Annotated in this window: 21 protein-coding genes; 19 read left to right on the top strand and 2 right to left on the bottom strand. The window is 59.7% G+C overall.

Annotated features, from left to right (window positions below; genetic code table 11):
• Positions 1-6: 6 nt before the first annotated feature.
• The 12 genes from HMI58_RS07370 (at position 7) to HMI58_RS07425 (ending at position 12835) form a co-directional block, all read left to right on the top strand.
• Positions 7-396 (top strand): DUF6093 family protein, encoded by a 390-nt coding sequence (locus HMI58_RS07370; RefSeq protein ID WP_171618683.1) that lies wholly within the window; start codon positions 7-9, stop codon positions 394-396.
• A complete protein-coding gene (locus tag HMI58_RS07375) occupies positions 393-776 on the top strand; it encodes a hypothetical protein (RefSeq protein ID WP_171618684.1) in 384 nt (127 codons plus the stop codon). Before HMI58_RS07370 ends, HMI58_RS07375 begins: the two co-directional genes overlap by 4 nt.
• The gene (locus tag HMI58_RS07380; RefSeq protein ID WP_171618685.1) at positions 773-1180 is read left to right on the top strand and encodes a hypothetical protein; all 408 of its coding nucleotides are present in this window, start codon (positions 773-775) and stop codon (positions 1178-1180) included. Before HMI58_RS07375 ends, HMI58_RS07380 begins: the two co-directional genes overlap by 4 nt.
• Positions 1181-1231: 51 nt before the next feature.
• Positions 1232-1390 (top strand): hypothetical protein, encoded by a 159-nt coding sequence (locus tag HMI58_RS07385; protein WP_171618686.1) that lies wholly within the window; start codon positions 1232-1234, stop codon positions 1388-1390.
• Between the two features lies 1 nt (position 1391).
• Positions 1392-1901, top strand: a complete 510-nt coding sequence (locus HMI58_RS07390) for a hypothetical protein (protein ID WP_171618687.1) — start codon at positions 1392-1394, stop codon at positions 1899-1901.
• Between the two features lie 96 nt (positions 1902-1997).
• Positions 1998-2519 (top strand): hypothetical protein, encoded by a 522-nt coding sequence (locus HMI58_RS07395; protein ID WP_171618688.1) that lies wholly within the window; start codon positions 1998-2000, stop codon positions 2517-2519.
• A gap of 50 nt (positions 2520-2569) precedes the next feature.
• Positions 2570-2923 (top strand): hypothetical protein, encoded by a 354-nt coding sequence (locus tag HMI58_RS07400; RefSeq protein ID WP_171618689.1) that lies wholly within the window; start codon positions 2570-2572, stop codon positions 2921-2923.
• Between the two features lie 142 nt (positions 2924-3065).
• On the top strand, positions 3066-6473 hold the full coding sequence (locus HMI58_RS07405) for a phage tail tape measure protein (RefSeq protein WP_171618690.1): 3408 nt from the start codon (positions 3066-3068) through the stop codon (positions 6471-6473).
• Complete coding sequence (locus HMI58_RS07410) at positions 6473-7291, top strand: hypothetical protein (RefSeq protein WP_171618691.1); 819 nt, start codon at positions 6473-6475, stop codon at positions 7289-7291. Before HMI58_RS07405 ends, HMI58_RS07410 begins: the two co-directional genes overlap by 1 nt.
• The gene (locus HMI58_RS07415; RefSeq protein WP_171618692.1) at positions 7292-9571 is read left to right on the top strand and encodes a hypothetical protein; all 2280 of its coding nucleotides are present in this window, start codon (positions 7292-7294) and stop codon (positions 9569-9571) included.
• Between the two features lie 78 nt (positions 9572-9649).
• Complete coding sequence (locus tag HMI58_RS07420) at positions 9650-11221, top strand: hypothetical protein (RefSeq protein WP_171618693.1); 1572 nt, start codon at positions 9650-9652, stop codon at positions 11219-11221.
• 213 nt (positions 11222-11434) lie between these two features.
• Entirely contained in the window at positions 11435-12835 is a 1401-nt protein-coding gene (locus HMI58_RS07425) for a glycosyl hydrolase family 28-related protein (RefSeq protein WP_171618694.1), read from the top strand.
• Positions 12836-12942: 107 nt separating this feature from the next.
• Here the strand turns inward: HMI58_RS07425 and HMI58_RS07430 are convergent, their stop codons facing one another.
• Positions 12943-13146 (bottom strand): hypothetical protein, encoded by a 204-nt coding sequence (locus HMI58_RS07430; protein ID WP_171618695.1) that lies wholly within the window; start codon positions 13144-13146, stop codon positions 12943-12945.
• A gap of 82 nt (positions 13147-13228) precedes the next feature.
• Here HMI58_RS07430 and HMI58_RS07435 point away from each other — a divergent pair, with 82 nt between their 5' ends.
• The 7 genes from HMI58_RS07435 to HMI58_RS07465 all read left to right on the top strand — a co-directional run bounded on the left by HMI58_RS07435 (position 13229) and on the right by HMI58_RS07465 (position 17397).
• The gene (locus HMI58_RS07435; RefSeq protein ID WP_171618696.1) at positions 13229-13654 is read left to right on the top strand and encodes a hypothetical protein; all 426 of its coding nucleotides are present in this window, start codon (positions 13229-13231) and stop codon (positions 13652-13654) included.
• A complete protein-coding gene (locus HMI58_RS07440; RefSeq protein ID WP_171618697.1) occupies positions 13647-14027 on the top strand; it encodes a hypothetical protein in 381 nt (126 codons plus the stop codon). The genes HMI58_RS07435 and HMI58_RS07440 overlap by 8 nt, the downstream gene beginning before the upstream one ends.
• A 69-nt stretch (positions 14028-14096) precedes the next feature.
• Positions 14097-15023: a hypothetical protein gene (locus tag HMI58_RS07445; RefSeq protein WP_171618698.1), complete on the top strand. Its 927-nt coding sequence runs from the start codon at positions 14097-14099 to the stop codon at positions 15021-15023.
• Positions 15020-15322: a hypothetical protein gene (locus HMI58_RS07450; RefSeq protein WP_171618699.1), complete on the top strand. Its 303-nt coding sequence runs from the start codon at positions 15020-15022 to the stop codon at positions 15320-15322. Before HMI58_RS07445 ends, HMI58_RS07450 begins: the two co-directional genes overlap by 4 nt.
• Before the next feature lie 198 nt (positions 15323-15520).
• Positions 15521-16105 (top strand): hypothetical protein, encoded by a 585-nt coding sequence (locus tag HMI58_RS07455; protein WP_171618700.1) that lies wholly within the window; start codon positions 15521-15523, stop codon positions 16103-16105.
• 391 nt (positions 16106-16496) lie between these two features.
• Positions 16497-17015, top strand: a complete 519-nt coding sequence (locus tag HMI58_RS07460) for a hypothetical protein (RefSeq protein WP_171618701.1) — start codon at positions 16497-16499, stop codon at positions 17013-17015.
• A 91-nt stretch (positions 17016-17106) separates the two neighbouring features.
• The gene (locus tag HMI58_RS07465; RefSeq protein WP_171618702.1) at positions 17107-17397 is read left to right on the top strand and encodes a hypothetical protein; all 291 of its coding nucleotides are present in this window, start codon (positions 17107-17109) and stop codon (positions 17395-17397) included.
• Between the two features lie 273 nt (positions 17398-17670).
• On the opposite strand, the gene HMI58_RS07470 is transcribed toward HMI58_RS07465, so the two are convergent.
• Positions 17671-18129 (bottom strand): helix-turn-helix domain-containing protein, encoded by a 459-nt coding sequence (locus HMI58_RS07470; RefSeq protein ID WP_171618703.1) that lies wholly within the window; start codon positions 18127-18129, stop codon positions 17671-17673.
• Positions 18130-18167 lie beyond the last annotated feature (38 nt).

An 18167-nucleotide genomic window follows, 5' to 3' on the forward strand; every position in this document is an offset into this window, starting at 1 on the left:
GTACTCATGCGTCTTGGAGCTCTGCTCAAGAGTGGGCAGCGTGCGGCTGAACGGCTGATGGTTGATCGGTGCAAGGTTGCCCGCACCACAGGTGAGTCGGTGTTCGACCCGGCGACGGGGAAATACGAACCTTCAATGACCACCGCCTACGAGGGTAGATGCCGGTTGCAGGCTTCACGCACGCAGGCGGCCAACCCTGAGGCGGGCGGAGCAGTGTTCACCGTCGAAAGGCTCGACCTGCAACTGCCGGTCACGGTTGAACTTTCGGTCGGTGAGGTCGCCGAGCTGGTCGAGTCAATCAATCCGGTGATCGTGGGGAACAAGTACCGCGTCACCGGGTTGGCGGGCAAGACTCACGAGACGAAGCGGACCTACAGTGTGGAGGTTGTGTCGTGATCGACTCCTCAGAGCTCAACGGTTTGGCCGCGGACTTCTCGCGTGCGGGAAGTGTTGCTGTCGGGAAGGTTCGCCCGATTGTTTCCAAGGGTGCACTGAACATCAAGAACCGGATGCAGAAGGACGCTAGCGCCTCCCGTCACTTTGGGCAGATCGCACCGACCATCGACTACGACATCAACGCCACTGGCGAAGGTATCGAGGCCGAGATTGGCCCGAACAAGGCTCAGGGCCCGTCAGCTTCACTGGCTGGGTTGGCCTACTTCGGTTCATCTCGACCCGGCGGCGCCACTGTCATGGACCCCATCCACGCTTTGAACGACGAGGCGGGAAGCTTCGTACAGAATCTAGCTGAGGCTGCGGGGTTCATCTTCGAATGATCCGTGAACACTACCTAGCAGTCCGCGACCTCATCCCCGAGGGGTTGGGGTTCACGCGCTACTTCGGCTCCGTTCCCGCTAACCCTTCCTACCCGTACGTGGTGGTGTGGGGCGACTTCGGCACGGAGCATTCGGAGTCTTTGGCCCGCGTTCCGGACCAGGTGGATCTCCGCCCGCGTGTGACCTATGCAGGCGTGGGGTATGAGCAGGTGATGTGGCTCGCCGACACGGTGCGCCCACACCTGAACCGGGCATCCCCTGTGGTGGCCGGTTGGCACGCAGGGAAGATGAATGTCTCTCCGCTCCGCCCACCCGAAGAGGACCAGGACGTGACACTCCCCGGGTCGAACACCTACCCGTGGGCGGCTGTCGATGAGTTCCCGTTCACATCAGCCCGCAACTAACAATCCCCGGCCCCATTGAGGGCCATTTTTTATGCCCGAAAGGTGATCATCATGGCCCTCATTGAGGTCTATTCCAAGACGACCGGGGAGAAGCAGCACGTCCCCGAACACTTCCTGGCTTCGAAGAATCCGAAGCTGAACAACTTCCGCAAAACCCCAGCAGCCCCAGTCCCTGCGGCAGCAGAAACCCCGAAGAAGAAGGAGTCCTGACATGCCACGGATGATTGGTGATGGAAAGACGAAGTTCACTCTCTGCATGGAGAAGCCCATCAACCCTGCCGCGCCTACCGCAACCGAACTGGAAGCGGGTATCGACGCTTCCTTCAAGATCCTCGGTTCGGACTTCGCCTGGTCACCTACGGATTCCACCTCGATCGCTGAAACCCCGTTGGGTGCTCAGCTGGAGTCCGCTGTACCCGGCAGGAGCAACTACACAGCCGGTGTCACCCTGTGGCGCTACTTCGCCCTCGCCGGCGGCGCCGACCCAACCGAAGACGAAGTGTTCGAGGCCCTACGGGCAAAGGGCACAACCTTCTGGGCCTACGCACGGGAAACCGACAAGGATGCCGAGGACGAGTGGGAGGCCGGAGACGAGATCTATCTTGGTGCCGAGGTGGTCAATGACCTGCCACAGCGCCTCGACGGAACCGGGTTCATCAAGCGGCGTGTTCCGCTGATGATCCAGCGTGGCTACGACAACATCACTGTTGCCGCGGCCTAGTCATCCCTGACTGGATGGGGGCGCGTGCTTAGCCTCCGCGCCCCCATCCGCACCACCACCAAACTACCGAGGCTAACCATAAATGGAGGCTAAACCATGACTGATTCACCAGAAGAGTTCGACCTCGACGGTTGGGTGAAGGGCATCAAACGCCCTGAGCGGTCTGTGACCATCTATCAGCGCCCCGACATCATCGCCGAGCTTGATGAATTGGAGAGGCAGATCAAGACTGCCCGCCGTGTCGCACAGGACGACGAAGGAAGCCTCGGCTCCAAGCGTTCGCTGCGCGCCCTTGAGGGCGAGTACCAGCGGATGGCTCAGGAGTTCTCCAACTCGGCCCTCACGATCCGTCTCCGGTTGGTTGATGCGGACGAGAAGAAGCGGATCGTCGCGAAGTCCAAGAATGGCGATATGGCCGATTTCGCAGGCCGCATGTGGTCAGCGGCGATGATCTCCCCGAAAGTCACGCCAAAGCAGGCGCTGGCCCTACTGAGCAGCATCGATGAGGTGCAACTCGCCGCCGTGCAGGAGAAGTTCGACGCCATGCACGCGGACATGCCATCTGTGAGCGCCGATTTTTTGCCGAAGTCCTCTGGACGGGGAAGTGGCACGGAGTAGTCCAGATACTCAAGACGTGTGAACGGTTCGGCCGTCCGCCGTCCGCTTATATGGGGGGCCCAGAGTGGGGCGAGAAGGACCATCTGCTCACTCTCGCCTACACCGTTTATCTGGATGGGCTGAACGAGATGGGCTTCCCGCTCAGCCAGACCCGCCACTTCGATAACGACGGATACTACGAGGCTGAAACCATCCAGGATCATTCGCTGGCTGCGGTGGATCAGTTCCGTAAGGACAACAAAGAGTCGGCCCCGGGTGAGCGTGTGGTGGTCAGGTACACCCGGCCAGAGGGTAAACCGTTACCGGCGCTCGACGTCGGCAAGAATGCGCTGCGCAAAGCCAATACCCGCAAGAACAAGCCCCACAAGAATGATCCACCAAGCGCGGGCGTCTCCCCCGCCTAGCACCGCCAAGACCACGATCAGTAGGCCGAGTCCCGCGATGAACAAATCAGCGGCGGTCAATGCTTTGCCCGGCGTCTTCTTCTTCTGAGTCCCCACAGTTTCAGCCATCCGACCATTGAACAGTACCCAAGGGGGTTCCGCTATGGCTGATCGCAATGTTGTTGTGCGCCTAACAGCCGAGATTGCGGGCTTCAAGCAGGCCATGGATGAGGCCACACGGGTGACGAAGCAGACCCAGAAGGCTACCGAGGACGCTGGGAAGTCTGCGGACACAAACCTTGGCCGGATGGTTCAATCTGCGCAGAAGAACCGTCAGGCATGGGATCAGACCGGGGCCACATTCCTGAAGACAGGCGCCGTCATTGGCGGCGGCCTGGCGATGGTCACGAAAGCTGCTATCTCATGGGAGTCGGCATGGGCCGGTGTCCAGAAGACCACCGACGGCTCACCCGAGCAAATGGCTGCTCTTGAGAAGGAGCTGCGCGGACTTGCCAAGACTCTGCCGGCCACGCATGAGGAAATTGCCGGCGTGGCTGAAGCTGCGGGCCAGTTGGGTATTCAGCGCGAGAACGTAGCGTCCTTCACCAAAACGATGGTCGACCTTGGGGAATCCACCAACCTGTCATCTGAGGAAGCGGCTACAGGTTTGGCCCGGTTCTCCAACGTCATGGGCACAAGCCAGGACGACGTCTCGCGTTTGGGCTCCACGCTGGTGGGGTTGGGCAATAACTTCGCCACCACTGAGTCCGAAATCCTGGCGATGTCCATGCGCCTCTCCGGTGCTGGCGTGCAGGCTGGGCTTTCTGAGGGCGAAGTGATGGGTCTCGCGGCTGCTATGTCCTCAGTGGGCATTGAGGCTGAGGCTGGCGGTAGCGCCATGTCCATCACCATGAAGCGGATCAGTAAGGCCGTCGAAGAGGGCGGCGGGTCACTCGACCTGTTCGCCAAGACCTCAGGAATGACCTCCGAGCAATTCTCGGCGGCTTGGGAAAATGACGCAGCCGGTGCCCTGACTACATTCATTGCTGGTCTTTCTGAGACTGAAGCGATGGGCATGTCCACCAACGCTGTCCTCACCGAGTTGGGCATCACTGGTATCCGTGAAGCCGACGCACTTCTGCGCCTGTCCTCAGCGCATGAGGTCACTGCTGCGGCAATGGCTCAAGGTAACACCGAGTTCGAGCGGAACACGGCACTGCAGGAGGAAGCAGCTAAGCGGTACGAGACCACAGAGTCGAAGATCAAGATCGCGTGGAACAACATCAAGGATGCTGCCATTGAGGGCGGCGCCGTGATCCTCCCCGTGATCGCTGGTATCGCTGAGGGTGTCGCTGATATGGCGCAGTGGTTCGGGAATTTGCCGGGCCCGGTGAAGGGTGCCATGACCGGTATCGCTGGAATTGCCGGTGTTGGTGCGCTCGCCGCTGGCGCTTTCCTCACCTTGTTCCCTCGGGTAATGGACACGGTTGGTGCGTTCCGGACACTCGCAACCGATGCCCCGCGGGCAGCTGCCGGCATGGGGAAGGTTGCGAAGGCCGCCGGAGTAGCGGCCGTTATCGGCGGCGTGGTCACGGCCCTGGCTAAGTGGTCCGAGTCCAGCTACATGGCTGACATCGACACTGGCATGGGCAAGGTCTCAGACGCGCTTGCCGACATCACCACCAAGAGCCCCGGCGCCGCAACCGCCCTCGACTCCCTCTTCCAGGATCGTAATGGTGGGGATCTGATCGGGAATGTTGACGATCTCGGGTCAGCTGTCGACCGGACGTTCAACAAAACCGCCGGCCGGGCGTTCAACGACTGGGGCGAGTCAATGGTCAACATGTTTGTTGACGTACAGGGCTCATCCCGAATCCTTGAGGACTCGTGGAAGCGCCTGGATCAGGGTCTCTCCGATCTGGTCACCTCCGGGAATCTTGACGGCGCCGATGATGCGTTCAAGAGCATTGCGGATCAGGCTGAATCTCAGGGCGTTTCACTTGAGGAACTGACAGCCAAGTTCCCTCAGTATGCGGATGCTCTCGCCGCAGCTTCGGCCGAGCAGAAGGAAGCTGAGTCGTCGGCTGAGGCTGCTGCAGATGCTATCGAGGCCGAAGCCGAAGCAGCGGAAGCCGCCGCTGTGGCGTCGGAAGAAATGCAGGAGGCGCTTGCCGAGATTGGCTTGTCCGCTGACGGTACGATCGCGTCCCTGAACACCTTCATCGGCGTGCTGCAGGAGTCGGGTCTTCTGACACTGTCGGCTCGGGATGCTTCCCGTAACTTCGAGGCGGCGATCGATTCGATCCAGCCAGCCATTGATGCGCTCATTGAGAAGCATGGCGGTCTGGGAGAAGTCCTGAACGACACCGCATCAGGTTTCCGTGACGACACGGAGGCTGGCCGTGAGGCTGGGTCGGCTTTCGACTCAGTGGCTTCCGCTGGGGCGAATATGGCGCAGTCTATGGCTGACGCTGGCGGCACCCAGGAGGAGCTCCAAGCTCAACTTGGGACTACCTATGATTCACTGATCAACGCTGCCGGCCAGTTCGGTATCACTGGTGAGGCCGCGGACCTGCTGGCCCGAGATGTGATGGGCATCCCCGCTGAAGCGAACATCGAAACGTGGATGTCCGATGAAGCCCTGATGCGGGCTGAGGCCACGACCGCGGCCATGGATAGCATCCCGGGCGAAGTCGACGTCCACGCCTTCATGAGCAGTGATGCGAATGACATGGCGCTGACCACGAAGGCATCCGCCGAGGACGTCCCGGATCAGGTAACCATCGACTCCTGGATGTCCGACGCGGCGTTCACCGAGGCGCTGGAAACCAGGGCGGCCGCACTGAACATCCCACCGGATGTCGTAGTCGCATCGTTCATGTCCTCCGCGGCGCGCAATGAGGCTGACAGCACGACAGCGCAGGTGCTCAATATCCCCAAGGGAACGTCAATCAGTTCCTACATGGACGCCTACGCCCGGTTCGAGGCCCAGAACCTGAACGCCGAACTGGATCGCGCAAACGGCCGGATCGTGACCTCCTACATGGACGTCATCACGCGGCGGTCGGTGGTCGACATGGGGGCCCGCCCGGGGCAAGCACTCAAGCCTGGACAGATCGGTTTGGGCGGCTACACGGGCGGTCGGGTCAAGGACATCATGGGGCTCTACACGGGCGGAAAGGTGCCCGGCATTGCCCCGTCAGACCCGCGTGAGGACAACATCCTTGCCATGGTCAATGGTGAGCCCCTGAAGGTCCGCTCCGGTGAGTGGATCATCAATGAGCCATCCTCCCGGAAGCACGATCCGCTACTGGCTGCGATCAACCGTGACGATCCTTGGCTGTCGAACTTGCAGGGGTTCGCTGGCGGCTCTCGGATGTCCCGGGAGTACTCGGCGGCACCGGCCTACGCGGGCGGTGGCGGCGGGAGTATGACGGCGACCGTGGACGCTGCGGCAATTGCTGCAGCTGTCGGTTCGGCCATCGGCTCTTATCGGCCAGTCGTCAACATCGGAGGCCGTGAGTTCCACGGGGTCATGAAACAGACAACTGAAGAGTGGGGCGGTATCTGATGGAATCTTATCTGGGCCCGTTCGGGTCGATGATCCCATTCAAATGCCCGTCCGCTTTGGCTGTCTCAGCGGCCGAGCGTTCGACGCTGACCCGGCTACTGGGCGGCGCTGTGTACGAGCAGCGCGGGCCTCGTGGTCGGCGTCAGTGGTCGGTCGATATTGGGACTACCACCCCCAAGGAAATCGCGCATCTAGGCGCACTGGTGGATGGGTTCTACGGCCCGTCGCCGTGGGTTTTCGTCGGCCCCATGCAGATGGTGACGAACCTTTTCTCACCTGAGCAGGCGCTACTAGATCCGGGCACTCATTCGACGGGTGCGACGATCACGCCGGGTGGCGCAGGGTTCACCTCGGATGGGCTGCGATATGGCCGTTCGCTGAACGTTTCGGGCGGTGCGGAGGTTGCTTTACACCGCCGTGATGGTGCCACAGAGCGGCTACCAGTTCGCCCCCTCGTGCCTGTCACCGCTTCGATCTACGGATCCGGCGGGGCGGCTATCCGGCTCGACTGGATCAATAACACTGGTGGGTTCATCTCCAATGTGACTAGCGCTGCTGGTTCAGGGAACTGGACCCGTCGCGTACTCAAAGCCACACCACCCAGTAACGCTGCCGGCGCGCAAATGATTGTCGTCGGCGCCACCGGCTTCACCATGCCCGCGTTCACCTGGACAACCGACACTCCCCCCTGGTCACCCGGTAAGGGTTCCAACGCCGTGACGGTTGACGGGCTCGCCGAGGCCGTCCAAATGGCCGTCCAAGATGCTCCGAACATGCGGCGCGGTTCGGCCTCGTTCACAATACAGGAGCTCAATTAGATGCAGACGATCGCGGGGTATCCCACCAATCTGACCAGCTCGAAGCCTACTGTGACTGTCAGTTTGAATGGCACCCCGCGCAAGGTTGCATCAGTGAATGTCACTCGCGAGCTTCCCTCCGAACTTCCGGAGCAGGTTTCTGGTGGCTCAGGGATTGTGGCAGCAACGGGCGAAGTGGTGTGGTCCACCGAGGAGGTTTCCCGGTCGAAGCGCGTAACCCCATGGGGGTCGGGTGCCTTCCCTCCGAGGACCTGGGAGACGATCACCGTCGATTCAGGTTATGGCGGCGTGGAGGCGCGGTTGTTGACGGGCCAGGTCCGCGGCGGTTCCGGTTCGCTATCGTCCCGCTTCGTGTCGTCGGCGGTTATCGACTCGATCCACATGTTGAACCAACCCGTCTCGATTCAGCCGCTCCTGAAGGATATGCCGCCGCTGAATAGTGGCGGTGATTACCGGTATATCGGGATCACGCCAACGTATTTCACTGACCGGATTTTGCGGGCGTGCGGGTTCTACTCGACGCCGGCTCAGGAGAATGGGTGTGTGTTCTCGGCCCCTCTGATGGGGTCGGCGTGGCCTGAGCGTGGGTTGTGCGTGTCGTCTTCGGCTGCGGATACTCTGGGTTCGCCGTCGTGGGTTGAGGCTCCGTGGGGGCAGTCGGCGTTCAGTCTGGATGCTTCTTATACGGGCGCTTTTACTCCGGCTTATGATGGCCGGCTGAATCAGACGATGCAGATGTCGCTTGTGGTGGATCGTTCGTATGCGTTCGCTGGTACGGCGTCGGGAACGTTCACTACTTGGTGGGATGCGGATTATGTGCGTATCGGCATCAGTTCGACGGGCGCGATCATCGCTCTCAAGCGTGTTGGCGGCGTGGAGTCTGAGGTTTGCCGGCTGACCATTGGTTCGGGCCGTGTGTTCACTCTGCGGGTTACGCCTGCTGGTGTGTGGACGATTGTGTCTTCCGATGGCCGCACTATCTCGGGTACGTCTGCCCTGTCGTCTGGGATGACCTCGACGCCGTTCACTTCGGTTCAGGTTCGTTCTGGGCATCAGGCGGCTTACCCGATTGGTGGCGCTCAGGTAGCTTTCACCAGCGTCTACACGGCGATCAACCATGCGCGGAACACGTCACTGACACCTGCCGCTTACCGGTTCAGCCTGGATGCGTCACCTGCCATTGAGAACCGCAACGCCCTCGAATTGCTGAAGGAGCAGGCGGCGGCTGAGTGTGCGGCTATGTGGTTGAACGAGTACGGGACTTTCACTTGGGTGAACCGTGACCTGCTGACACCTGCTGGCCCGGTGTCTGAGTCGATCACACCGTCCACGAAGATGGTTGACCTCGACTGGGAACACAACTGGGGTAGCGTTCGGTCGAAGGTCATCATCAACTACAGGCTTCCCACGACAGCTAAGGCGTCGAAGTGGGTCAATGATCTGGCGTTTCGTGGTGGCGGGGATTCGATGGAGTCCGGGCAGGAGAAAGTCGAGTTCATTACTCCCGGCTCCGATGAGGACTGGATCATCATTGATGAGACACCTGAGCGGATTGGTGACGCTGGGACGACATCACCGTTCAACCGTGGGCAGGGCTCTTTCTATGGGGGCACGGTCACTGATGGTGACACGCTGGACCGGCTGGCCTCACCTTCCGAGCTGACGGTCACGGTGCAGCGACTCGGCGTTTCGACACTGAAGGTGACGACGCAGGTTGGCACGCTTCCTGCTGGGACAACTCTTGAGTTGCGCATGCCGGATTCCGTGACAGGGATTTGGCCGCAGCATTCCAGGGCAAACCTCCCCGTGTTTCACGCCAACCGGCTTCTTCAGTGGACCGGGCAGAGCAAGACTGGCGCTAATTTCGGGCCGGTCAACGCACCAGTCCTTGAACATGATACGGGCTGGTGGGTTCACCCTGACGGGATCCAGGCACTCGCTGACTGGCTCTCCGCGCAAGTGTCGCAACCTCACCCGGTGATCCGTTCACTCGACGTGCTCCCTGATGATCGCAGGCAGCTCGCGGACATTGTTCAGGTCGAGTTCGATCTGGTCAGCCTCCGCTGCTTGGTGGTTGCAATTAATGACACTACTTCCATGTCTGGACAGGCGATCAGTAAGTCACAGAAGCTCTCACTCCGGGTCATCAGCGCCAATAGCGGCGAAACCTATAACGACCTCGACGCAGCCTACGGGTACGCAACATACAACCAGTTCGATTCCGCATGGGGCGCGGAAACGTACAACGAACTGGACTCCGACCCTCTACAGAAGGCGTAACTAATGGCTCTCACACCCGTTGGATCTAGGGGACTACTCACGCTGGATGGCGTTGATCTGGTCAAGTTCGTTTCGGACATGAACGCTATCCAAGTGGCAATCGACACCGCGCTCGGGAATGTCGAGGGGCAAGCAGTATCTACCTCGAACACGTACACGAACACGCAGATCGAAGCCACCCGTTTCGACCGCCCGTTCATTCCTGACGGTGCGGACTTCAACGATTACACCGCGACCGGATCCTATGCTGTCCGCTACCCGAACCAGGCTGGGATGCTCAACGCACCCTCAACGGCTGCCGGCCGGCTGATCGTCGGTAATACGAACCACCCGACTCTCCCAGCCGCAACACATTTGTTCCTCGGATACGCGGGGGCCGGCGTGCTGTACCGGTCGCAGGGGTCTAGTGGGGCGTGGACGGCATGGGATCGGCTCGACAAGTTAGACGCTGGGCAGGCGCAAGCTCATCGGGCGATGCTTGTCTCAGCGTTCAAGGCGCGTCGTGGTGGGGTGGTTGGCACTAGCGGGAAGATCCCTGTCAGCCTCCGGTTCGATCACGGGCTGGCGAAATTCGGCACAAAGATCCTGCCACTCTTGCAGAAGTATGATCTGCCGTGGTCGCAGGCCATCAACTCGAACCAGATGGGAAACGCGGGCAACACCACGACGTTCGCCACATTCTCTCAATGGTGCATTGATAACGGTGGGGAGGCTTGGAACCATGGGCGGGATCACATCAGCGCTACTGGGCCCGCACCGATACTCCAGCAGATCGTCACCGCACTAGCATCGCTTCAGTCCAACCTCCCGGCGCTTTCCATTGAGGGTTGGGCACCTCCTGGGGTTACTGCTGGCGGGTTCGACGGTTACTCACCGATGACCAGCGCGGAGCAGCATTGGAACACTTACGCGGGGCAGCTGGTTCTCGCTTACCACGCCGCTGTTGCCGGGTACCTTCCGGGGCTTTACCGGTCGTTGCCCGCTGACATGCCTATTGGGTTGGGGCACACGACCATTGAGGCTCAGACCCCGGCATGGGTGTCTGGCGTCCTCAATGGTGCAATCAACTCGGGGATGGGTGTGCAGCTCATGTTGCACCCCGCCTCGATTGATACTGCCGGGTTCATGACGACAGCGAATGTTGAGACGGTGTTCGCTGACCTCGCCGCCCGTCGAGTTGCTGGGACCATCGAAATACTCACCCCAACCGGCTCGCTCTTGGCGGACCCGAACAGCAACCACCGCGACGACCTGATTACCAATGGATCCTTCCGCAACGGTTTCACTGGATGGGCCAACACGCTCAACTGGACGACAGCCGTTTCGGGGAATGTCACTTACGCGACCACCACCACGGGCACGCCACTCACCCAAACGATCAGCCTAAACCGCCGTGAAGCACTCCTCGGTGGGACTAGGGAACTCGTCTACCGGGTACGCGCAACCACTGGCGCTGTCGTCAGAACCAACATCCTCGGAACCGGCATGGACGCACGCAAAGAACACACACTGTCGGCATCACCGAACTGGGTGGAAGTCCGCAAACCCGTGACCATCCCCGCCAACTTCACCGGGGAACTCATTGTCGCCGCAGGCCGCGTGTCGGGCGGCACGGTAGACATCACCAACGCACGGCTACAGAGCATTTAAGGGGACAACATGGTAAGACGCATTAGCACGTTCCAGGAGGCTCTAGCTGGCAATGTTCGTCTCGATGTAGGCGACGGCATCCACGTCAACGTCGGGGGCGCTGGGGAGCCAGGCGCGGACGGTCAGCCCGGCCCGCCGGGTGCTGGCGTACCCGCTGGCGGCGACCCGCTACAGTTCATCCGCAAGAACGCGGAAGGCACCACTACTGAGTGGGTGACACCCACACCTTCAATGCTGCAGCTCGGCAACGTCAACAACACATCCGACGCCGATAAGCCCGTCAGCACTTCACAAGCGACCGCACTCGCTGGCAAGGTATCGAAGGATGAAATACTGATCAACGCTAAGGACTACGGAGCGACTCCTGGCATTGACGTGGACCAGTCCGCCGCGCTGAATGCCGCGAACGCGGCGGCCGAAACCCTTGGGGCGCGGATGTTCGTGCCATCCGGCACGTACCGTATTGATTTGACCGTCGAATTTCGTGCTTCCACGGATGCATCATTAGCGACGTTCAATTTCCACGGCACGGGCGTGGCGCTAAAGGTCGGCAAAGATGTCGGCGTAATATCCAACCGCGCTTACTGGTTACCAAGTGTCCAGCACAGTGTAGGTGCTGTCTGGGATGGCGTAAGCGTCGGCATCGAAATGGTCAACCTAAACACCTGCCAAGTGTATTGCGTCGGGTTTGTCCGCAACTTTGAGTACGGCTACAGGTTCATCGGACGAGGAACAGGGTTCGCCTACAACACGGTAATCCTCGGCTACACAAACCAGAACCGTGTCGGGCATCACCTCACACAGAACGAGTCCGGCTGGTGCAACCAGAACACCTTCATCGGCGGGCGAACACAAGTCGTCTCCGCTCGGGGTGCTGTAGCTGACGACCCAGGGTGTCACTACTTTCTATTTGAGGGAAAATCAAACTCGGTTTCTGGGCCGAATAACAACACCTTCACCGGCTGCACAATGGAGGGGACGAACTTCTCCTATTACAGGATGAAGTTTGTTGGCTCCCGGTATAACCTCTTCACCAATTGCCGGTGGGAACGGTACGGCTCCGTTTATCGGATCCAGTACCTGCAAGGTCCAACAGCAGGTTCAGGTTCGGCGTGGAACGTCATCCAGTACGGATACGACGCGTGGCAGATCGTGGAAGAATACGATGCTGCCTCATCTCCTGGCGGATTGTTCGACGGGGTAGGAGGTGTCCTATCGGCTCGCACTGGTGGGACTACAACAGCACCGAACAACGTAGCTACGGTCGTCAAGTCGTGGGCCACTAGAACCGTTAATCGAGGCGAATACAGCGCGGACACTGGCGCTTGGACCCCCCGTGCCGGTGTGTGGAACATTCGGGCTAAGGCCACGTTCAACGGCACAGCGGCTACGGGGACATGTCAGGCTACATTGAGGACTCTTGCTGGTGTCGTGTTGGACATCGCCAAGGTCCCAGCCACCACTACGGGCGCAACGGTGACACTGGGCGCGACCTATAGGGTGCCGAAGGGTGAATCTATCGTCGTGGAGATCCTGCAAACAACAGGCGCTGATCTAGCAACCAACGGTTTCACCGGCTGGACAACCTTTGATGCAGTAATGGTCAACGGGTAAGCGATTCCAGAAACCGACGATGCCGTTCCCTCAGGGGCCAAGAAACCAGCGGAACCAAAGTTGCAGTGGTTTGCGGCGCACTTCACCGGAGTGCGCCCTGACCTGGCTTACGCCTGCATCTCGTCTTCGCTAGCTCGCTGCACGATTGGCGGGATAGTCTCTTCTCCACTTTGTGCGTCAACGTTGCGCAAAGCTTGCCCAAACTCGTCAGCAATTTCATCCAGGCCGCGTCCGCTGCCCTCCGGCACGTGACGCGCTTTTTGCTGAACATACTCGCTGATCAATTCCAAAATCTGACGCTCTCTATTCATCGACCAACCATACCCGCATAAATGGGTGGTCACCGGTTTGCGCCAAATAACCACCACCCACCCACGACCGCAAGGAGGGCCTATGCGCCTGAAACCATACGGCCCGCGAGGGGTGGCGATGCTGTTCCTCGCAGCGCTGGCCCTGACGCGAGCCTTCGCTTACCTGCAGCCGAGCTCGCCGGCGTTCACCCCCTCGATCCTCACGGAGTGGATTGTCCCGATCTGGGTGTGGGGAATTCTGTGGCTCGGCACGGCCATCCACCTCTCGGTCACCGCCTGCAGGATGAACCACGCCCTGGCTCTGGCGGCCATCCAATCGATGTCCCTGCTGTGGGCGATCGTCTACATCATCGCCGCCTGGAACCGGGCGACAGTCGATGGCCTGTTCATGGCGTCAGGGACCATCATCACCGCGGTGGTCTATATCTGCTTCGCCGGACTCATCTACTACCTCTCCAAAATGGTGAACCTCTCCCGCAAAGACTTCGAGGTGAGAGCCCATGGATAACTGGGGAACAATCATCACCGGGATCCTCGCGCTGATCGGGGTCGCCCTCGGCACATGGGCCACCTACAAGCGGGGCAAGCAATCCGACAAGGTCACTGCAACCGTGTCGAGGGAAGCGAACGCGATCACATGGTCGGGTCAGCTCCTTGAACGCTTGGAGAACGTCGAGAACGAGGTCAAGAACCTCAGGGCCGACTTGAACAAAGTGACCCGAATTTCGACCACGGCGATCAACTTCATCGAACGCGTTCTCTTGTGGGCGATAGACGGATGCAACGGACCAATGCCCCTCATCCCCAAATCTCTGATCGAGCACCTCGACGCGGACCTCGTGGATGAGCACGTGAGGCAGCAAGCCAACCCAAAAGCCTGAGAGGTCCCAGCAGGCAAGTCCCAGCCCCGCATTGTCGGGGCTTTTCTTATGCCCACTGAAAGGCACGACATGTCCTCTGGATACCTACTAGTCGATACCCCGAACCGGGTGACGCCACAGGGTGGGCTCCCCCGCCGCGCTGGCGGGAAGCTCTCCGGCACGATCATTGTCCACACCTCCGAAGGGCCATGGACGAACGGGGTGGACGCGCTAACCAGCTTCCTCCTCACCCGTAGCGACTACGGCTCATACCACCGTGCGTGCGACTGGGCCGACATCGCCGTGTACTTCCCCTGGGAGTGGGAGGCGTGGCAAGACTCAGAGACCAACGTCTGGGCTGTCGGAATCGCAGCGGCCTGCCGTGCCGCTGACTGGCGGATCATGCCAGCCGACATCCGCGAAGGCTACTACCGCAACATGGCAGTGATGGCCGCCGACTTCGTGAAGTACATGGATGAGCAGTACGGCATCACCGTCCCCCTTAAGCGCATCACCGGGGCACAAGCACGGGCACGAGTCCCCGGATTCGCTGCACACGGAGATAGTGGCATCCACCGCACCGATCCCGGAGCCGACTTCGACTGGGCCTACTTCTTCAAATGCACCGCCCAGCTACTCAACGCAGTATCACCCGAAACACCCGTAGTGAAACCCAAACCGAAAGAGTGGGACGAAATGGCAACGAAAACAGAAGTAGAAGCCGCAGCAAAGAGTGGCGCACTGGCCGCACTCGACCAGGCAGCAATCCCCCTTTATGGGCGGTTCAAGGGTAAGACGAGCGTCAACCGCACCCTCGGCTGGGCCGCTGAGCATGCAGAGCGGAATCACGCCAACAGCGCCGCAACCCACGCCAAGCTCGACGCACTGCTGGAACTGGTGGCAGCTGACCGGAACGCCTCCAAAGAAGAGATCGCGGAGATGTTGGACAACTCCATCCAGGCAACCCTCGGAGACTACCGCCTGAACCTCGAACGGGTAGAAGGTGAGCCAGCATGAGCAACACCCAGACAGAGCATCCGTGGCGGGCAACAGCTCGAACCATTTTTGCCGCGGTAGTTGCCGGCGCAGCACTCGGCCCCGCGATCTTCGAAGCCGTCGCGATGGGCAACCCTGAAGGCGGTACAGGGTACGCGGCACTCGCACTGGCGATCTGCGGTGGTATCACCCGTGTCATGGCACTCCCGGGGGTGAATGACTTCATCGAGCGTTTCCTGCCATTCCTGGCGGCCACTCCGAAGCCCTTGGAGATCCCTGACGGCGACGGTAAGTACCGCCTCGAACAACCCGACACCTAACCCATGGTCGCCACCGCGGCAGGGTCCCAGCAGGGAAAAAGGCTGCCATGACCGCCATGGGAGCCTGGCCCCACTAACGTTCAACAAATCGAGCCCTTTTTTTAAACGTCCTCACGACGTGTGAAGCAAACCTACATGACGAGCCCCCGCTGTCCTACGGATGGCGGGGGCCATTTGCGTTTTGCGTATACTTCGCCAATGCAACCAAACGCCAAACGCGTCATGATCGAATGTCCCGAGCACGGCCCTCAATCGGTTACCGGCGTGGTTGAAGGTGAGGGTATCGCCTCTGTCGAAATTACAGGTGGGAGCTGGCCTTGCCCTAAGTGCAGAAGAATTGTGCCGATCATTGATGGAAAGTACACCTTCTTCGCGACTGGCACCAGAGCGGACCTACGCTTGACTCCCCAGCAGATTATGCGGATCGACACTGCAATTGAGTGGGCGCTCAAGGCATCAGAGAAGCCCGGTGCTGACCACGAGAAGATTGAGCGAAAGATTCGCAAAACTCTTCAGAAAGAAGCACCGGGTATCACATCAATGGTGGATAAGGCGCTCGGCGCTAAGGGAGCAGGGCTTGCGGCATGGATCGCCATAATGCTTGCGGTAATCGGTATGTTCCAAGATGCCAGCCGGGCGGAAATAACTCCGGAGCTGATCGAGAAGATTATTGAAGAAGTAGCCGGCGACCAAGAATCATCTGATATGAGGCCCAAAGAGTCCCCAGAAATGCCCACGACCCCACAATCGCGAGAAGAACCTGAATCACGTCTGAGGACGTAGCCATGATGCCGAGGAGGCATACAGCCGACGTCACTGACCAGAGTGTCAAAAGGTTCACTGTCTCAGATTAACACCCACACTCCAGCTATGTGCGGGTCGGAATGTGATTTTTGCCCGTCACCTTTCGGGAGTATTTTGTCGTTGCCTAGGAGTACTCTATGCAACGCATTTGACCGGGTGCATACTTATCCGCGAGGGGGTAGCCGTCTGAATGTGAGCCTGTCCCTTCTGGGTCCGGTGCGCGTCCACCGGTCCACTGGGCGGGGCCGGGAAAGTCCCCCATCGACTCGGCTCCGTCCAGCTAACTCGGAGTTACCCACGGGCAACAACGCCAATCACCGGCCATCCTGACTCTCGAGGTTATCAGGCCCCGATACGGCAAGATGGGCTAATGGAATTATCAGAAAAGATAGCCTTGGTTGCTGTCGGTGTAGCAATCTTGGCCGTCATAGTTTCCACATGGGTGCAACGTGCGGAGGCATCAAAGCAGCGACAGGCTATGGCGTTGGCGGACTTGTCCCGTGCTGCCTATAACCAACTTCGCCATAGCTACCAGGACCGCGCAAAGTTTAGGGACCACAACTCGGAAACCACAATTGCGACTAACGCGTGGGTCGTTGAGCTTCCCAGCTGGAACAAGGGCTTCAAACGGGAATTGAAGACTTGGCGGTGGAAGCTGGGAGACGAGTGTCACGATTTAAGCCGTCGGGAGTGGGACAGCGACGAGGAGAAGGATGCCAGAATCGAGAGAGTGAAGCAGATGAACGACGAGTTCGTCAGACTAATCAACCAGTGGCTGAATCAGAACACCAGATTTCTGTTCGCAACATGGTGGGGTAAGTCGGATATAACCCAACAGCTCGAGAACAAACGTCACGAGTACTGGCCGGGATCTCCAACGCTCAATTAGTAATTGCCCCATGTGCGCACCCGAGCGCCCGATAACGACTCAATAGCTTGCAGAAGCCATTTCGTCATTGCCCGGAAGTAGCCTTCTGGTCATGGTGCACGGATTCCACGGAGACGCTTGGGGTATGGCCCCCGGCGCCCGGAACTGGCGGCCTCCCCTACAGGTCGAAGCCCCCGATCCGGCCGACTTTCGGACCTCGGATAAATCCATACCCCTATGGGCTGACCTCACCGACCCAGACGGATCCACCCGGACGGTCAAAGCCTTCGCCCTCGGGTGGACAGGCGCCGCCGTCCGCATCCAATGGGTGGAGCACAGCCTCGCCCGGTACGCCTGGGTGGCCGCCGGCCAAGTTCGGCGGAGAATATTAAGTGGACGGTAAGCTAACACTTCATGAGCCGATCTCTTTCAACTGAAGAACTCGCCCAACGTTGGGGCCGGCGACACGCCTGGATTACCGGCGATGCCCGCCGAGGCGGAATCCCTGGAGCATGGAAACTCGGTCACCTGTGGCGGTTTTCTCTTCCAGAAATTGAAGCATTCGAAGTAGGGCAGCAAACGCCGAGCATCTTCGCTCTCAGTAAAGGTGCAGCGGCACGGCGACGGTAGGCGCCGATCTTCGCAAGCTTCGGATAAGGAATCTGCCGGTATATTTTCAGGATGGGTCGGTCGCGAAGTGGTCTAATCCTTCGGCTTCTCCTGCGGCGGCGGCGCGAAGCCTGAGGTGGTCGCGGATGGCCTCCACATCCTCCTGCGTGAGGGTGATCCTATTTCGCTCTAGTCGTGTGCAGATCTCAGTTTCGCGGCACAAACGGCGGAGAGTGGTGGCCTTCAATCCCAATTCTGGTGCGACATCTTCGGGTGTGCGAAACACTTTTCCGGCCACCGAAGTCTCTCTGGACGTCCCGATAGTTGTACCGCCGCGATGCCCTATTTCGAGTGTTTTAGGAAGTTTCAGCAACCAGTCTTCCAGGTCATGGTGAAGGATGATCCGCTCTTCGCAAACGTAGCGTGCTGTTAGGATCCCGTCACTCACTTGCTGGTCGATAGTGCGGACACTGCAACCACACGCCTGTGCGGCTTCCTCCAAGGTATAAGCGAGCTTAGATGCCATGGCTGAAATATTAGGACGGAAACGTACAAGAGGCGACG

The sequence above is a fragment of the Arthrobacter sp. 147(2020) genome, assembly GCF_013116715.1.
Taxonomy (GTDB): domain Bacteria; phylum Actinomycetota; class Actinomycetes; order Actinomycetales; family Micrococcaceae; genus Arthrobacter_D.

What these genes read in the sequence shown, in the direction of transcription:
- HMI58_RS07370 (WP_171618683.1), top strand. Translation starts at nt 7, where the DNA reads ATGCGTCTTGGAGCTCTGCTCAAGAGTGGGCAGCGTGCGGCTGAACGG.
- HMI58_RS07380 (WP_171618685.1), top strand. Translation starts at nt 773, where the DNA reads ATGATCCGTGAACACTACCTAGCAGTCCGCGACCTCATCCCCGAGGGG.
- HMI58_RS07385 (WP_171618686.1), top strand. Translation starts at nt 1,232, where the DNA reads ATGGCCCTCATTGAGGTCTATTCCAAGACGACCGGGGAGAAGCAGCAC.
- HMI58_RS07390 (WP_171618687.1), top strand. Translation starts at nt 1,392, where the DNA reads ATGCCACGGATGATTGGTGATGGAAAGACGAAGTTCACTCTCTGCATG.
- HMI58_RS07395 (WP_171618688.1), top strand. Translation starts at nt 1,998, where the DNA reads ATGACTGATTCACCAGAAGAGTTCGACCTCGACGGTTGGGTGAAGGGC.
- HMI58_RS07400 (WP_171618689.1), top strand. Translation starts at nt 2,570, where the DNA reads ATGGGGGGCCCAGAGTGGGGCGAGAAGGACCATCTGCTCACTCTCGCC.
- HMI58_RS07405 (WP_171618690.1), top strand. Translation starts at nt 3,066, where the DNA reads ATGGCTGATCGCAATGTTGTTGTGCGCCTAACAGCCGAGATTGCGGGC.
- HMI58_RS07410 (WP_171618691.1), top strand. Translation starts at nt 6,473, where the DNA reads ATGGAATCTTATCTGGGCCCGTTCGGGTCGATGATCCCATTCAAATGC.
- HMI58_RS07415 (WP_171618692.1), top strand. Translation starts at nt 7,292, where the DNA reads ATGCAGACGATCGCGGGGTATCCCACCAATCTGACCAGCTCGAAGCCT.
- HMI58_RS07420 (WP_171618693.1), top strand. Translation starts at nt 9,650, where the DNA reads ATGAACGCTATCCAAGTGGCAATCGACACCGCGCTCGGGAATGTCGAG.
- HMI58_RS07430 (WP_171618695.1), bottom strand. Translation starts at nt 13,146, where the DNA reads ATGAATAGAGAGCGTCAGATTTTGGAATTGATCAGCGAGTATGTTCAG.
- HMI58_RS07435 (WP_171618696.1), top strand. Translation starts at nt 13,229, where the DNA reads ATGCGCCTGAAACCATACGGCCCGCGAGGGGTGGCGATGCTGTTCCTC.
- HMI58_RS07440 (WP_171618697.1), top strand. Translation starts at nt 13,647, where the DNA reads ATGGATAACTGGGGAACAATCATCACCGGGATCCTCGCGCTGATCGGG.
- HMI58_RS07445 (WP_171618698.1), top strand. Translation starts at nt 14,097, where the DNA reads ATGTCCTCTGGATACCTACTAGTCGATACCCCGAACCGGGTGACGCCA.
- HMI58_RS07450 (WP_171618699.1), top strand. Translation starts at nt 15,020, where the DNA reads ATGAGCAACACCCAGACAGAGCATCCGTGGCGGGCAACAGCTCGAACC.
- HMI58_RS07455 (WP_171618700.1), top strand. Translation starts at nt 15,521, where the DNA reads ATGCAACCAAACGCCAAACGCGTCATGATCGAATGTCCCGAGCACGGC.
- HMI58_RS07460 (WP_171618701.1), top strand. Translation starts at nt 16,497, where the DNA reads ATGGAATTATCAGAAAAGATAGCCTTGGTTGCTGTCGGTGTAGCAATC.
- HMI58_RS07465 (WP_171618702.1), top strand. Translation starts at nt 17,107, where the DNA reads ATGGTGCACGGATTCCACGGAGACGCTTGGGGTATGGCCCCCGGCGCC.
- HMI58_RS07470 (WP_171618703.1), bottom strand. Translation starts at nt 18,129, where the DNA reads ATGGCATCTAAGCTCGCTTATACCTTGGAGGAAGCCGCACAGGCGTGT.